This is a genomic window from Flavonifractor sp. An9, from assembly GCF_002161245.1.
GTDB lineage: Bacteria > Bacillota > Clostridia > Oscillospirales > Oscillospiraceae > Flavonifractor > Flavonifractor avicola.
Genome location: NZ_NFHC01000025.1, coordinates 37,084 through 51,069, shown reverse-complemented (window position 1 = coordinate 51,069; position 13,986 = coordinate 37,084). Strand labels below are relative to the sequence as shown.

The window sequence follows — 13,986 nt, the reverse complement described above, 5'->3', positions numbered from 1 at the left end:
AGGAGGCCCTGGAGGACGCCAAGAAAAAGTTTGTGGGCCCCAACCCCAACATCCTGGCTCTGCCCCAGACCTTCAAGCTGAGCGCCGTCCATCTGTGCATGAAGGACGACGATCTGAGCCGCGTGTAATTCTGCACTGTACAAGCGGCCGTGCTGTGAAGGTTGATTCACAGCACGGCCGTTTTGGTGACAAGGCGCAGTCTTTGTGCTATAATACAGCCCGGATATGGCTTTGCCCCAGGAGGTCCCTGCGGCAAGAATTTGAGATTTCAATGAAACAGGAGGTCCTGTATCCTATGAACATCACCATTTCCGATCTGCTCGATCTGTCCCACACCCTGGCCGGGGATTATCTCCGGCAGTTTCAGTACCCCTGGGAGGCCCTGGACGGCATCAAGGACCTGATCCTCTCCCTGGGCAGCCAGCTCCCCGCCGAGGAGTACAGCCAGTCCCAGGAGCACGTCTGGGTCCACAAAACCGCCGTGGTGGCCCCCACCGCCTACCTGGGCGCCCCCTGCATCATCGGCCCTGAGACCGAGGTGCGTCACTGCGCCTTTATCCGGGGCTCCGCTCTGGTGGGAGCCCACTGCGTGGTGGGCAACTCGGTGGAGCTGAAAAACGTCATTCTCTTCGACAACGTCCAGACCCCCCACTACAACTATGTGGGCGACTCCATCCTGGGCTACAAGAGCCACATGGGCGCCGGCTCCATCACCTCCAACGTCAAGTCCGACAAGACTCTAGTGGTGGTAAAGGGGGAGACCCCCATCCCCACCGGCCGGAAGAAGATGGGCGCTATCCTGGGCGACTTTGTGGAAGTAGGCTGCAACTCGGTCCTCAACCCCGGTACTATTCTGGGCCGCCACAGCAGCGTCTACCCCACCTCCTGCGTCCGGGGCGTTATTCCCGCCCACAGCATTTATAAGGACAAGGATCACATCGTCCTGCGGGAGGAGCAGTAACCATTTCACCTGTAAACAGCGCCCCGTTGGAGAGCTTTTCTCCAACGGGGCGCTGTTCTTTTCTATCCTATTGGCCATCCTGGGGCAGGCGGTCCAGCTGAGCCTGGGCGGTCTCCTGCACCGCCTGCCGGGCCTGCCGGAACCAGGCCAGCAGGGCCTGGGCCTGAGGCGTGATGGTGCTGCCGCCGCCCCCCAGGCCCCCCGCCTCGGTACTCACCAGGGGCATAGCCAGCCCACGCTCCGCCGTGTGGAGGATTTTCAGGGCTTTAGAGTAAGACAGTCCCATTTTCTGGGCGGCCGCCCGCAGGGAGCCGGTCCGCTCCACCTGCTCCAGCAGCTCCGCCGGTCCCGGCCCGAAGATCCGCCGCCCCGTCTCATCGGTCAGATAGAATTTTCCTTCCCCCCGCATAGCCCGCTCCCTTCTCTGCCGTCCGGCTGCTATGCCGGGCGGTTTTTGCTTCTATGGCCATTATATCGTTGTGTTTTCAAAAACACAACGTAAATTTTCTTTATCAATTTACCCCATTACCACCAGGTAATCCCGGAAAACTTAGCACTTTTTATATTCATTTTGTCTGTTTCACTTTTCTCATTCTCCCTTTGTCGGCACTCTTTCGGATTTTTCCAATCTTTGTTCGCGTCCGAACCATCCATTTGACTTTCCTGTACCAAAAGGTTTAAATATAATTATAGTTTAGTTTTAATCCTCATAATTCTGTTTCAAAGGAGAGGAGTATACCATGGAATATGTGAACGCATCGTCCGTCCAGCAAGTGCTGGACACGCTGGCTCAGGCCGATGGCGGAGCCGTGGTCCTGGCCGGCGGCACCGACCTGATGGTGGATTTCAAGGCCGGAAAGGTACAGCCCCAGGTGTGGGTGGATGTGACCCGGGTGCCCGAGCTGTGCGGCATCACCGTGGAGGACGGCAAGCTGGTCATCGGCGCCGCCGTCACCCTGACCACCATCGCCCGCTCGCCGCTGGTCCGCCAATACTTCCCCTCCCTGGCCCAGGGCTGCGGCACGGTAGGGTCCCTCCAGATCCGCAACTCGGCCACCCTGGTGGGCAACGTGGTCAGCGCCCAGCCCGCCGGTGACGGCGCCATGTCCCTGGCCCCTCTGGACCCCACCTTCACCGTCCTGTCCGCCCAGGGGGAGCGGCAGCTGTCCATGGGCGAGATGTACGCCGGCTTTGCCCGCAGCACCATCGACCACAGCCGGGAGCTGGTGACCAAGATCTCCATTCCTCTGCCCCAGCCGGGGGAGGCCGCTTCCTTTGTGCGACTGGAGCTGCGGAAATCCCTGTCCCTGCCCATGCTCAACTGCGCCGCCATGGTCCATGTGGAGGACGGCCTGGTCACCTGGGCCCGGATCACCATGGCCCCCGTGGGCGTGGGCCCCGTGCGGGCCCAGGCAGCCGAGGCCTTCCTGGCAGGCAAGCCTCTCACCGACGAGAACATGGCCCAGGCCGGACAGCTGGCCCTGGAAAACGCCAACCCCAGAAGCAACCCCCTGCGGGGCAGCCGGGAGTACCGGCTGGACACCCTGCCGGTGATCATCCGCCGGGCCCTGGAGGCCTGCCGGGATCAGCTGGCACATTGAGAGAAAGGCGGAATTGACATGGCTGTTTTACATACCACCATCAACGGCGAGGCCATTACGGCGGAGGTGGACCCCTCCATCTCCCTGGCCCAGTTCCTGCGGGACAATCTCTACCTCACCGGCACCAAGATCGGCTGCGGCAAGGGGGAGTGCGGCGCCTGCACCATCATCATGGACGGCAAATCGGTGACCTCCTGCATCATCCCCGTACTGCGGGCGGAGGGGGCCGTCATCCAGACCATCGAGGGTGTGGCCAAAAACGGCAAGCTCCACCCCCTGCAGGAGGAGTTTATCAACCAGGGGGCCGTCCAGTGCGGCTTCTGCACCCCCGGCATGATTATGTCGGCCAAGGCCCTGCTGGATGAGAACCCGGAGCCTAAAAAGGAGGAGATCCGGGAGGCTCTGGGCGGCAACATCTGCCGCTGCACCGGATACGTCAACATCGAGCGGGCGGTGGAGGCCGCCGCCCAGCGCATCCAGAAGGGGGAGTGAGGAGCATGAAATATGTAGGACAAAGCATTCCCCGTAACGACGGCTTTGACAAGGTTACCGGTCGGGGCCTGTTCACCTTCGACGTGACCCTGCCCCGGATGGTATACGGCAAAGTGCTGCGCAGCCCCTACGCCCACGCCAAGGTGCTGAGCATCGACACCACTGAGGCCGAGGCCCTGCCCGGCGTGCGGGCGGTGTGTACCTTTAAAAATACCACCAACAAGGTGTGGAACGGGGCGGCCCCCATGTTCATTACCCCCCTGCCCCACAAGCCGGTGCTGGATCAGACCATCTTCACCGACGAGCCCAAGTACATCGGCGACGAGGTGGCCGCCGTGGCCGCCGACACCGAGGCCATTGCCGAGCAGGCGGTGAAGCTCATCAAGGTAGAGTGGCAGGAGCTGCCCGCCGTCTACGACCCCCTGGAGGCCGTCAAGCCCGAGTCCCCCGAGGTCCAGCCCAAGTTTGCCAACCCCGATTTTCATAACATCTGCGGCGGGCCCATCGTGCTGGAGTTCGGCGGCGATCCCACCTCCACCTTTGACCAGTGCGACGCGGTGGTGGAGTACGACGTGACCCTGCCCCGGGTGAAGCAGGCCCAGATGGAGCCCCACGGCGCGGTGGCCACCTACAACCCCGACGGACGGCTGGAGGTCATCTGTACCACCCAGTCCCTCTACCCCACCAAGATGATTTTGGCCGAGGCCCTGGACCTTCCGGTGAGTAAGGTCACCGTGAAGAACGCCCCCTATGTGGGCGGCGGCTTCGGCGTGCGCATCGGCCTGTCCGGCAAGGCGGAGATTCTGGCGGCTGCCCTGTCCATGCAGTGCTTCCGCCCCGTCAAGCTGATCTACACCCGTGAGGAGGACTTCACCTGCTCCGACTCCCGCCACGGCGGCTACCTCAAGTGCAAGCTGGGCGCCAAGGCCGACGGCACCTTTGTGGCCATCGACACCCAGGCCTGGCTGAACACCGGCGCCTACGCCACCTTCGGCACCGACCTGGTGGGTGTGTGCGGCGCCTGCGGCACCGCCGGGGCCTACGCCATCCCCAACTTCCGCTATACCGGCTGGCCGGTGTACACCAACCAGATGACCGCCGGCGCCATGCGCGGCTTCGGCACCCCCCAGGGCAACGCTGTGGTGGAGCCCGCCATTGAGCTGATGGCGGAAAAGCTGGGTATGGACCCCATCGAGCTGCGGAAAAAGAACTCCACCCGGGAGGACACCAAGAACTGGTTCCCCTTCCCGCCTGGCTCCTGCGGCACCAACGAGTGTCTGGACAAGGCGGCCGCCGCCATCGGCTGGTATGACAAGCACGGCAAGGCCGGTGAGCAGACCGGCCGCATCCGCCGGGGCGTGGGCATCTCCGCCGGTACCCACGTCAGCAACGCCGCCCCCTTCTGCGTGGACTACAACACCGTCATTCTCCGCATCGAGCGGGACGGCACCCTCTTCGTCAACTCCTCCATCCCGGAGATCGGCCCCGGCTCAACCACCGCCTGCCTCCAGGTGGCCGCCGACCTCATCGGGGTACCCTACAAGGACGCCGTCATGAAGTTCGGCGACACCGACGCCGCCCCCTTCGACATCGGCTCCCACGCCACCCGCACTCTGTACACCGTCAGCTATGTCATGGCCGACGCCGGTAAAAAGCTGCGGAAGGACATTTTTGACTGGGTGGGGCCCAAGCTGGGCATCGATCCGGAAAACCTGGATATGACCGACGGCATCATCACCTGCGACGGCAAGCAGGTGGCCACCCTGGCCGACATGGCCTCCCAGGCCCATCTGGAGGGCAAGCAGTTCCTGGCCTCCTCCTGCCAGGTGCCCCCCAACTGTCTCCCCTTCTACGCCCAGGCCGCCGAGGTGGAGGTGGACATGGAGACCGGCATGGTGAAGGTCATCAAGGTAGCCGCCGCCCACGACGTGGGCAAGGCGGTCAACCCGCCCCTGTGCCGGGGCCAGATCGAGGGCGGCGTGCTCCAGGGCGTGGGCTACGCTGTCCGGGAGGAGATGACCTATGTGGAGGGCAAGGGCTTCTACAACAAGGGCTTCCACTCCTATATGCTGCCCACCGCCGACGACCGGCCGGAGATCGAGTCCATCCTGGTGGAGAATCCGGACCCCTCCGGCGTATTCGGCATCATCGGCATCGGCGAGTGCGGCGTCAACCCCACCCTGGCTGCCATCGGCAATGCAGTGGCCGACGCCACCGGTGTGCGCTTCCACGAGTTCCCCCTGACCCCCGGCCGTGTGCTGGCGGGCCTGAAGGCGGCGGGCAAGGCCTAAGTTCCTTGACAGACCCCGTCCTCTCCGTGTATCATGGAAGAACAGAATGACACGGAAAGGGGCGCGGTCATGGAAGAGAACAAACCCTACTGGGAAGGCAAGCACTTCTCCTTCTACACCAACAAGGAGTGCGAGTATTATCCCTGCCACAAGGTCCCCGAGGGCCAGGATTTCAACTGCCTGTTCTGCTACTGCCCGCTGTATATGCTGGGCCGGGACTGCGGCGGCAACTTCAAGTACCTGGACAGCGGGATCAAGGATTGCAGCAACTGTACCCTCCCCCACAAGCGGGAGAACTACGGCTACATCGCCGCCAAATTCCAGGAGATCGCCAAGGCCATGGCCGACCGGGAGCGGGAAGCCGAACAGAAGTAACACGCGCAAAAGGGTCAGCTGTCAAACAGCTGGCCCTTTCTTTTTGGTAAGCGATAGGATTTTCCCCCCATCTGTGATATAATGTTTTCCAATTCCCCAAGCAAAGGAGCTGCTTCCATGAAGATTATTGACATTTTGAACCAGGACCGCCCCACGCTGTCCTTTGAGGTTTTCCCCCCCAAGACCAGCGACACCTATGACTCGGTTGCCAAGGCCACCCAGGAGATCGCCGCTCTGCGGCCCGACTTTATGAGCGTGACCTACGGCGCCGGCGGCGGCACCAGCGACTACACCGTGGGCATTGCCGCCGGTATCCAGCAGCAGTACGGCGTGGACGTGCTGGCCCACCTGACCTGCGCCTCCTCCACCCGAGACCATGTGGCCCAGGTGCTGGAGCACCTGAAGGAGAAGGGCATCCAGAACGTGCTGGCCCTCCGGGGCGACATCCCCGAGGGGGGCGCTCCCGCCCACGACTACCAGTACGCCGCCCAGCTGGTGCGCGACATCAAGGCCCACGGCGACTTCTGCATCGGCGGAGCCTGCTACCCCGAGGGGCACCCCGAGTCCCCCACCAAGAACGCCGACATCGACCACCTGAAAGCCAAGGTGGAGGCGGGCTGCCAGTTCCTCACCACCCAGATGTTTTTTGACAACAACATCCTCTACAACTTCCTCTACCGCATCCGGGAAAAGGGGATCACCGTGCCGGTGGTGGCGGGCATCATGCCGGTAACCAACGGCAAGCAGATCGCCCGCATCTGCAAGCTGTCCGGCACCTACCTGCCCGAGCGGTTCAAGGCCATTGTGGACAAGTTTGGGGACAATCCCGCCGCCATGCGCCAGGCCGGTGTGGCCTACGCCGCCGAGCAGATCATCGACCTCATCGCCAACGGCGTGGAGCACATCCACATCTACTCCATGAACAAGCCCGAGATCGCCGCCTCCATCCAGTCCAGCCTGTCGGAGGTTCTGAAATGATCCACACCCCCCGGTCCGAGGCCCTGCGCTATCTGGGCTACCGGGGCGCACAGCCCGACGAGGCCACCGCCGCCCTGCTGGAAGAGCGCATCCAGGCGGTGGAGGAGGCCGCCGACCCCCGGTGGACTTCTCTGGAGGTCCCCCTCACCCTCCGCCCCGGCGGAGTGGAGCTGGGGGACTGGTCCATTGACAGCGAAAAGCTACGCTCCCACCTGGACGGCTGCACCGCCGCCATCCTCTTCGGGGCCACCCTGGGAGTGGGGGTGGACCGGCTCATCGCCCGCTCGGCGGCGGGCCAGGTGGCCCGGGCCGCCTTGGACCAGGCGGTAGCCGCCGCCCTCATCGAGGCGGTATGCGACCACGCCTGCGATCAGCTGGCCCAGCGCTATCCCGGCAAATACCTGCGCCCCCGGTTCAGCCCCGGCTACGGGGACTTTCCCCTCACCGCCCAGCCCGAACTGCTGCGGCGGTTGGACAGTCCCCGGAAGATCGGCCTCACCGCCACCGACACCTGCCTGCTGGCCCCCATCAAGTCGGTGACGGCGGTGATCGGCCTGGCAAATACCCCCGGCAAATGCCACGCCGGGGGCTGCGCCACCTGTTCCAAAACCAACTGCGCCTTTAGGAGATGATCCCATGACCTTTTTGGACGCGCTGCACAGCCAGCGCCTGTTTTTTGACGGCGGCACCGGCACCCTGCTCCAGGCTCAGGGCCTGAAGGGCGGCGAACTGCCCGAGACCTGGAACCTGCTCCACCCGGACCGCATTTCCGCCCTCCACCAGGCCTATCTGAAGGCGGGAAGCAACATCCTGTGCACCAACACCTTCGGGGCCAACGCCCTGAAGTTCCCCGCCGGCGGGGAGTTTGATCTGGAGGATCTGGTGACCGCCGGTGTACGTCTGGCCTGTGAGGCCAGGGACGCCGACCCCCGGCCCGATGTGTTCGTGGCCCTGGACATGGGCCCCACCGGCAAGCTCTTGAAGCCCATGGGCGACCTGGACTTTGAGGACGCGGTGGCCCTGTACGCCCAGGTGGTAAAAGCGGGGGCCGCCGCCGGGGCCGACCTGGTACTTATCGAAACCATGAGCGACTCCTACGAGGCCAAGGCCGCCGTGCTGGCCGCCAAGGAGAACTGCGACCTGCCGGTAGTGGTGACCACCGTGTACGGGGAGAACGGCAAGCTGCTCACCGGCGGCACCCCCGCCTCCACCGTGGCCCTGCTGGAGGGCCTGGGGGTAGACGCCCTGGGCGTCAACTGCGGCCTGGGCCCCGCTCAGATGCTGCCCATCGTCAAGCAGCTGGTGGAATATGCCTCGGTGCCCCTTATCGTCAACCCCAACGCCGGTCTGCCCCACGCCTGCGACGGCTGCACCGTCTTCGATGTGGGCCCGGCGGAGTTTGCCGTCCACATGGGAGCCATCGCCGACCTGGGGGTCCAGATCCTGGGCGGCTGCTGCGGCACCACCCCCGACCACATCAGGGCAGCCGTGGAGGTATGCCGGGACAAGCCCTACACTCCTGCCGTAGACCGCGGCCGCACTCTGGTGTCCTCTTACGCCCAGGCGGTGGAGATCGGCCCCGCCCCCGTGGTCATCGGCGAGCGCATCAATCCCACCGGCAAGAAGAAGTTCCAGCAGGCCCTGCGGGACCACAACATTGAATACCTCCTCAACGAGGCCTTTGCCCAGGAGGAGGCGGGGGCCCAGGTGCTGGACGTGAATGTGGGCCTGCCCGAGATCAACGAGCCCGCCCTGCTGGTGGAGGTGATGGAGTCCCTCCAGGCTGTCCTCCCCCTCCCCCTCCAGCTGGACACCTCCGACCCGGAGGCCATGGAGCGGGCCATGCGCCGCTACAACGGCAAGCCCATGCTCAACTCGGTGTCCGGCAAGGCCGAGAGCATGGCCGCCCTCTTCCCCCTGGTGAAGAAGTACGGCGGCGTGGTGGTGGGCCTGGCCCTGGACGAGAACGGCATCCCTCCCACGGCGGAGGGCCGGCTGGCCATTGCCAAAAAGATCTGCGACACCGCCGCCCAGTACGGCATCCCCAGAAAGGAGATCGTCATCGATCCCCTGACCCTCACCATCTCCTCCGAGCCTGAGGCCGCCAAAGTCACCCTGGAGGCGGTGGGCCGCATTAAGCAGGAGCTGGGGGTATCCACCATCCTGGGCGTGTCCAACGTGTCCTTCGGTCTCCCCAAGCGGGAGCTGGCAAACACCGCTTTCTTCACCATGGCCCTCCAGCAGGGGCTGGACTGCGCCATTATCAACCCCAATAACGCCGCCATGATGGGGGCCTGGCGGGGCTATCAGGCCCTCATGGGGCTGGACCCCCAATGCGGCCTCTACATCGCCGCCTACGGCGGGCAGGAAGCCCCCGCCGCCCCTGTTTCTTCTACCGACGGCCCCTCTCTCACCGACTGCGTTCTGCGGGGCAGCAAGGAGGGGGCGGCCCAGGCCGCCCAGGCCGCTCTGGACAGCGGCAAGGCCCCCCTGGATATCGTGGACAGCGTGCTCATCCCCGCCCTGGATCAGGTGGGTCAGGGCTTTGAGAAGGGCACCCTCTTCCTGCCCCAGCTGCTCATGAGCGCCGAGGCCGCCAAGGCCGCCTTTGAGGTGGTGCAGAACGCCATGTCCGGCGAGGACCGGCCCAGCCAGGGGGCCGTGGTGCTGGCCACCGTCAAGGGGGACATCCACGACATCGGCAAGAACATCGTCAAGGTTCTGCTGGAAAACTACAGCTTCACCGTCATCGATCTGGGCCGGGACGTGGCCCCGGAGCGCATCGTGGAGGCCGCCGGACAGCCCGGCGTGCGTCTGGTGGGTCTCAGCGCCCTGATGACCACCACGGTGGTGAGCATGGAGGAGACCATCCGCCAGCTGCGGGAAGCCTGCCCTCAGGTGAAGATCGTGGTGGGCGGTGCGGTGCTGACCCCCGCCTACGCCGACCAGATCGGGGCGGACTGCTACGCCAAGGACGCCATGGCCACCGTCCGGTACGCCAAGGAGATCTATCAAAACTGATCCATAGAAAAAGGACCGCTGCGGTGCAGCGGTCCTTTTTTCATGCTTGAAATTCCGGGAAGGGCTCCAGGGTGCGCTCCAAAATGCCGTTGAGGGAGGCAATGAGGATGCCGTAGTTGGTGATGGGAATGCCCTGATCGGCGGCGGTGCGCTGGCGGTACTTCATCTCCCGCTCCCCCAAAGTACAGCCCCCGCAGTGGATCACCAGCTTGTAGGGCGTCAAGTCCTCCGGGTACTCCCGGCCGGAGCAGAAGGTGTAGTCCGGCTCTACCCCCGTGGCCTCGTGAATCCAGCGGGGCAGCTTCACCGTGCCGATGTCCTCGCACTGGCGGTGGTGGGTGCAGCCCTCAGCGATCAGCACCTTGTCCCCGGGCTTCAGCTCCTTTACCGCCCGGGCCCCCTCCACCGTGAGGGCCAGATCGCCCTTGTACCGGGCCATAAGGATGGAGAAGGAGGTGAGGGGCACCTCACGGGGCACGATCTGGGCCACCTTGCCGAACACCTGGCTGTCGGTGACCACCAGCCGGGGCGGCTTGGGCAGCCCCGCCAGGGTGAGGGCCAGCTCGGTGTCCCGGCACACCAGGGCGGAGGCCCCCGCCTCCAGCACATCCCGGATGGTCTGCTGCTGGGGGAGAATCAGCCGCCCCTTGGGGGCCGCCTTGTCGATGGGCACCACCAGCACCACCGTGTCGCCAGGCTGAAGAAGATCGGCGATGAGGGGCCGCTTGGGGCCCTCCTGCCCCGCCAGCCGGGCAGCCTTCTCCTTCAGCTCATGGATGTGCAGGCCGGTGAGAGCGCTGACCCACAGGGCATTCTCCCCCTCCTCGGGCACGCTGTCCAGCAGATCAGACTTGTTCCAGGCCAGCAGATAGGGGATGTCCTTATCCTTAATGAGGGCAAGTAGCTCCTCCTCCGCCTTGCCCAGAGGCTGGGTGGCGTCGGCCACCAGAATGGCAAGGTCGGTTTTATTCAGGACCTGCCGGGTCTTTTTCACCCGCAGTTCCCCCAGTTCGCCCTCGTCGTCGATGCCGGGGGTGTCGATGATCTGCACCGGGCCCAGGGGCAGCAGCTCCATGGCCTTGTACACCGGGTCGGTGGTGGTGCCCTTCACGTCGGACACAATGGCCAGGTCCTGGCCGGTGAAGGCGTTGACCAGGCTGGACTTGCCGGCGTTGCGCCGGCCGAAAAAGGCGATATGGACCCGCTCGCCGGCGGGGGTGGCATTCAGGCTCATAGGAAAGACCTCCTTATTTGGATAGCAGACAGGGCGGCCCGGAGGCCGCCCCGTTGCGAACATTCAAGTCATAGAATCAGAACCGGAAATCCCGCTCGCCCTGGGTGATCTTCACCAGCCGTTCAGCCACGATCTCCTTCACCTTGGGGTTGGTGATGTAGGCCTGCTGCCGGGCGATGACCTGCTCGCCCACCGCGCGGGTCTCGGGGGCGGCGTAGTCCATCAGGTACTCCTTCAAGGTCATGAGGGCGTTGGGCAGGCAGCAGTTCTGGATCTGGCCCGCCTTGCACAGAGACATGAACCGGTCGCCGGTGCGGCCCTCCCGGTAGCAGGCGGTACAGAAGGAGGGCACATAGCCCAGCTCCATCAGCCAGCGCACCACCTCGTCCAGGGTACGGGTGTCGGACACGTCGAACTGGGCGGAGGACTCCTCCTCCGGCTCCTGCTCCACATAGCCGCCCACGCTGGTGCGGGACCCGCCGGAGATCTGGGAGATGCCCAGCTCCAGCACCCGCTGGCGCACCTTCCGGGACTCACGGGTGGAGATAATCATGCCGGTGTAGGGTACTGCCACCCGGATGCAGGCCACGATCTTCTCAAAGATCTCGTCGGAGATGCCGTTGTCAAAGGCGCCGGGGTCGATGTCGTCGGCGGGGCACACACGGGGCACGCTGATGGTGTGGGGGCCTACCCCGAACACCGCCTCCAGGTGCTCGGCGTGCATGAGCAGGCCGGCAAACTCGTAGCGGTACAGCTCCAGGCCAAACAGTACCCCCAGACCCACATCGTCGATGCCCCCCTCCATAGCCCGGTCGTGGGCCTCGGTGTGATAGGCATAGTTGCTCTTGGGTCCGGTGGGGTGGAGCTTCTCATAGCTCTCCTTGTGGTAGGTCTCCTGGAACAGGATATAGGTGCCGATCCCGGCCTCCTTCAGCTTGCGGTAGTCCTCCACCGTGGTGGCGGCGATGTTCACGTTCACCCGGCGGATGGCGCCGTTCTTGTGCTTGATGGAGTAGATGGTCTTGATGGACTCCAGAATGTACTCCAGAGGATTGTTCACCGGGTCCTCGCCCGCCTCCAGCGCCAGCCGCTTGTGGCCCATGTCCTGCAGAGCAATAACCTCAGCCTTGATCTCCTCCTGGGTCAGCTTCTTGCGGGGGATGTGCTTGTTCTTGGCGTGGTAGGGGCAGTAGAGGCAGCCGTTGACGCAGTAGTTGGACAGGTACAGGGGGGCGAACATGACGATGCGGTCCCCGTAGAAGTCCTTCTTGATCTGGCGGGCCAGCTCATAGATCTCCTGGTTCTTGTCCTCCAGCTCACAGGCCAGCAGCACCGAGGCCTCCCGGTGGGTCAGGCCCTTGCGAAGTCTGGCCTTCTCCAGGATGGCGTCAATGACGGCCACATCGTTCTTATGGGCGTCGGCGTAGGCCAGGGAGTCCAGGATCTCCTGGTGGTTGATGAAGTCCTCTGCTTTTCTGGATTTGGGATCGTACATTGGGATTACTTCCTTTCTTTTGGGTCAGGGCAAAACCCTTCCCCGTCAGTTTTTTCTCTTTCTAATCAGGAAAGTCTCCACGGTGGACGGCCACGGTGCAGCCGATGGCGGCCAGGCGCTGTTTCAGGCCCGCCAGGTGCTCGGCGGCCTCGTCGCCCGTGCAGAGCTTGTTGTCATAAAGGGTGTACTTGTCCCGGGCGGCAGGGGGCGACAGATTGGGCATCACCACGTTGGCCCCTGCCAGAATGCCCAGCTCCCGGCCCTGGGGATGGATGGTGCCTAGGGCGGTAGTGGCGGGCAGCAGCACCTTGGGTAAGGTGAGCCGCACCAGAGAGAGCAAAATCAGGGTGTCCTCCAGGGTGCCCGCCTTCTCCCCGGCAAAGGGGGTGTCCTTTTGAGGGATGAAGGGCCCCAGGCCCACCATGTGGGGCTGGAAGTCCTGGAGGAAGCAGAAATCTTCCGCCAGAGTGTCCGCCGTTTGGCCCGGAGAGCCCACCATGAACCCGGCCCCCACCTGGTAGCCGATGTCCTTCAGGGTACGCAGGCAGTTCAGCCGGTGCTCCAGGGTCAGCTCCGGCGGGTGGAGTTTTCCATAGTGGACGGGGTCGGCGGTCTCGTGGCGGAGGAGGTAGCGGTCGGCTCCGGCGTCAAACCACAGCTGGTACACTTCCCGCTCGAACTCCCCCAGGGAGAGGGTAATGGCGCAGTCCGGAAAGCGTTCCTTGATGGCCGCCACCGTCTCCGCCACCCAGTCCGGGGTGAGCCCCGGGTCCTCGCCTCCCTGGAGCACGAAGGTGCAAAAGCCCCAGCCGTAGCCCTTTTCGCAGCAGGCCAGAATGGTGTCCCGGTCCAGCCGGTAACGGGTCGCATGGCGGTTATCCCGCCGGATACCACAATACAGACAGTTATTTTTGCAGATATTACTACACTCAATTAACCCCCGGACGTAGATCTGGTCCCCGTACCACCGGCGGCGCTCCTCCAGTCCCCGGGCAAAGAGGTCCTGCTGATCCAGGCTGTGCCGACCGGCCAGCAGGGTTCGCCACTCGTCCCGGTCCAGCCGCCGCTGACGGCACAGCTTGTCCAGCAGCTCATTCATTGGGCAGCTTGGAGTACACCGCCTTGCAGCTCACTCCGGGCAGCATACCGGCTTTGCCGGACAGGGCGCTGATGGCGTCGGCGGGGGCGTCCAGCACGATGGAGATGATGTTCACCTTCCGCTCCCGGTAGGGGATGCCCATCCGGCCGATGATATAGTCCTTGTATTCGTGGAGCAGGGCGTTGAGCTCCTCCACGGAGTCAGGGTTCTCCACCACCACGCCCAGCAGGGCCACGCGGGTCTCTTCCATAGCAATTTCCTCCTTGCAAAAAATGACAAATGGCGCACCCAAAAAGGGTGCGCCACAGCATACGTTCGTTCTGTCCGGCGACCCTTTCCCGTCAGGCTGTTACCCCTTTCGCGTCAGTGTCGGTTGTTAAATTATACTGCACATTTTAGTTTTTGTAAAGTCCTTTTTGGCGCCATTGTATTTTGCACC

General features: G+C 63.9%; 13 protein-coding genes. 8 read left to right on the top strand and 5 right to left on the bottom strand.

Annotated elements, in window-relative coordinates; all coding sequences use genetic code 11:
* Positions 1-295: 295 nt before the first annotated feature.
* Complete coding sequence (locus B5G40_RS13980) at positions 296-961, top strand: UDP-N-acetylglucosamine pyrophosphorylase (RefSeq protein WP_087400147.1); 666 nt, start codon at positions 296-298, stop codon at positions 959-961.
* A gap of 67 nt (positions 962-1,028) precedes the next feature.
* Here B5G40_RS13980 and B5G40_RS13975 read toward each other — a convergent pair whose 3' ends face one another.
* Entirely contained in the window at positions 1,029-1,370 is a 342-nt protein-coding gene (locus tag B5G40_RS13975; RefSeq protein ID WP_087400140.1) for a winged helix-turn-helix domain-containing protein, read from the bottom strand.
* Between the two features lie 331 nt (positions 1,371-1,701).
* Between B5G40_RS13975 and B5G40_RS13970 the strand changes: the two genes are divergently transcribed.
* The 7 genes from B5G40_RS13970 (at position 1,702) to B5G40_RS13940 (ending at position 9,719) form a co-directional block, all read left to right on the top strand.
* The gene (locus B5G40_RS13970; protein ID WP_087400138.1) at positions 1,702-2,562 is read left to right on the top strand and encodes an FAD binding domain-containing protein; all 861 of its coding nucleotides are present in this window, start codon (positions 1,702-1,704) and stop codon (positions 2,560-2,562) included.
* An 18-nt stretch (positions 2,563-2,580) separates the two neighbouring features.
* The gene (locus B5G40_RS13965; protein WP_087329078.1) at positions 2,581-3,054 is read left to right on the top strand and encodes a (2Fe-2S)-binding protein; all 474 of its coding nucleotides are present in this window, start codon (positions 2,581-2,583) and stop codon (positions 3,052-3,054) included.
* A 5-nt stretch (positions 3,055-3,059) separates the two neighbouring features.
* Positions 3,060-5,345: a xanthine dehydrogenase family protein molybdopterin-binding subunit gene (locus tag B5G40_RS13960; RefSeq protein WP_242959447.1), complete on the top strand. Its 2,286-nt coding sequence runs from the start codon at positions 3,060-3,062 to the stop codon at positions 5,343-5,345.
* A gap of 69 nt (positions 5,346-5,414) precedes the next feature.
* Positions 5,415-5,720 (top strand): cysteine-rich small domain-containing protein, encoded by a 306-nt coding sequence (locus B5G40_RS13955; RefSeq protein WP_087269020.1) that lies wholly within the window; start codon positions 5,415-5,417, stop codon positions 5,718-5,720.
* Positions 5,721-5,837: 117 nt separating this feature from the next.
* The gene (metF, locus tag B5G40_RS13950; RefSeq protein ID WP_087400134.1) at positions 5,838-6,698 is read left to right on the top strand and encodes a methylenetetrahydrofolate reductase [NAD(P)H]; all 861 of its coding nucleotides are present in this window, start codon (positions 5,838-5,840) and stop codon (positions 6,696-6,698) included.
* Positions 6,695-7,330, top strand: coding sequence for a hypothetical protein (locus tag B5G40_RS13945; RefSeq protein ID WP_087400132.1), 636 nt, complete (start codon positions 6,695-6,697; stop codon positions 7,328-7,330). The genes metF and B5G40_RS13945 overlap by 4 nt, the downstream gene beginning before the upstream one ends.
* Before the next feature lie 4 nt (positions 7,331-7,334).
* The gene (locus tag B5G40_RS13940) at positions 7,335-9,719 is read left to right on the top strand and encodes a homocysteine S-methyltransferase family protein (protein ID WP_087400130.1); all 2,385 of its coding nucleotides are present in this window, start codon (positions 7,335-7,337) and stop codon (positions 9,717-9,719) included.
* A 40-nt stretch (positions 9,720-9,759) separates the two neighbouring features.
* Here the strand turns inward: B5G40_RS13940 and hydF are convergent, their stop codons facing one another.
* The 4 genes from hydF to B5G40_RS13920 all read right to left on the bottom strand — a co-directional run bounded on the left by hydF (position 9,760) and on the right by B5G40_RS13920 (position 13,797).
* Positions 9,760-10,953 carry a [FeFe] hydrogenase H-cluster maturation GTPase HydF gene (gene hydF, locus B5G40_RS13935; RefSeq protein WP_087400128.1) on the bottom strand — a complete coding sequence of 398 codons (1,194 nt, stop codon included), beginning with the start codon at positions 10,951-10,953 and terminating at the stop codon, positions 9,760-9,762.
* A 76-nt stretch (positions 10,954-11,029) separates the two neighbouring features.
* The gene (hydG, locus tag B5G40_RS13930; protein ID WP_087400126.1) at positions 11,030-12,448 is read right to left on the bottom strand and encodes a [FeFe] hydrogenase H-cluster radical SAM maturase HydG; all 1,419 of its coding nucleotides are present in this window, start codon (positions 12,446-12,448) and stop codon (positions 11,030-11,032) included.
* Positions 12,449-12,509: 61 nt separating this feature from the next.
* Positions 12,510-13,547, bottom strand: coding sequence for a [FeFe] hydrogenase H-cluster radical SAM maturase HydE (hydE, locus tag B5G40_RS13925; RefSeq protein WP_087400124.1), 1,038 nt, complete (start codon positions 13,545-13,547; stop codon positions 12,510-12,512).
* The gene (locus tag B5G40_RS13920; protein ID WP_087189012.1) at positions 13,540-13,797 is read right to left on the bottom strand and encodes a TM1266 family iron-only hydrogenase system putative regulator; all 258 of its coding nucleotides are present in this window, start codon (positions 13,795-13,797) and stop codon (positions 13,540-13,542) included. Before B5G40_RS13920 ends, hydE begins: the two co-directional genes overlap by 8 nt.
* Positions 13,798-13,986 lie beyond the last annotated feature (189 nt).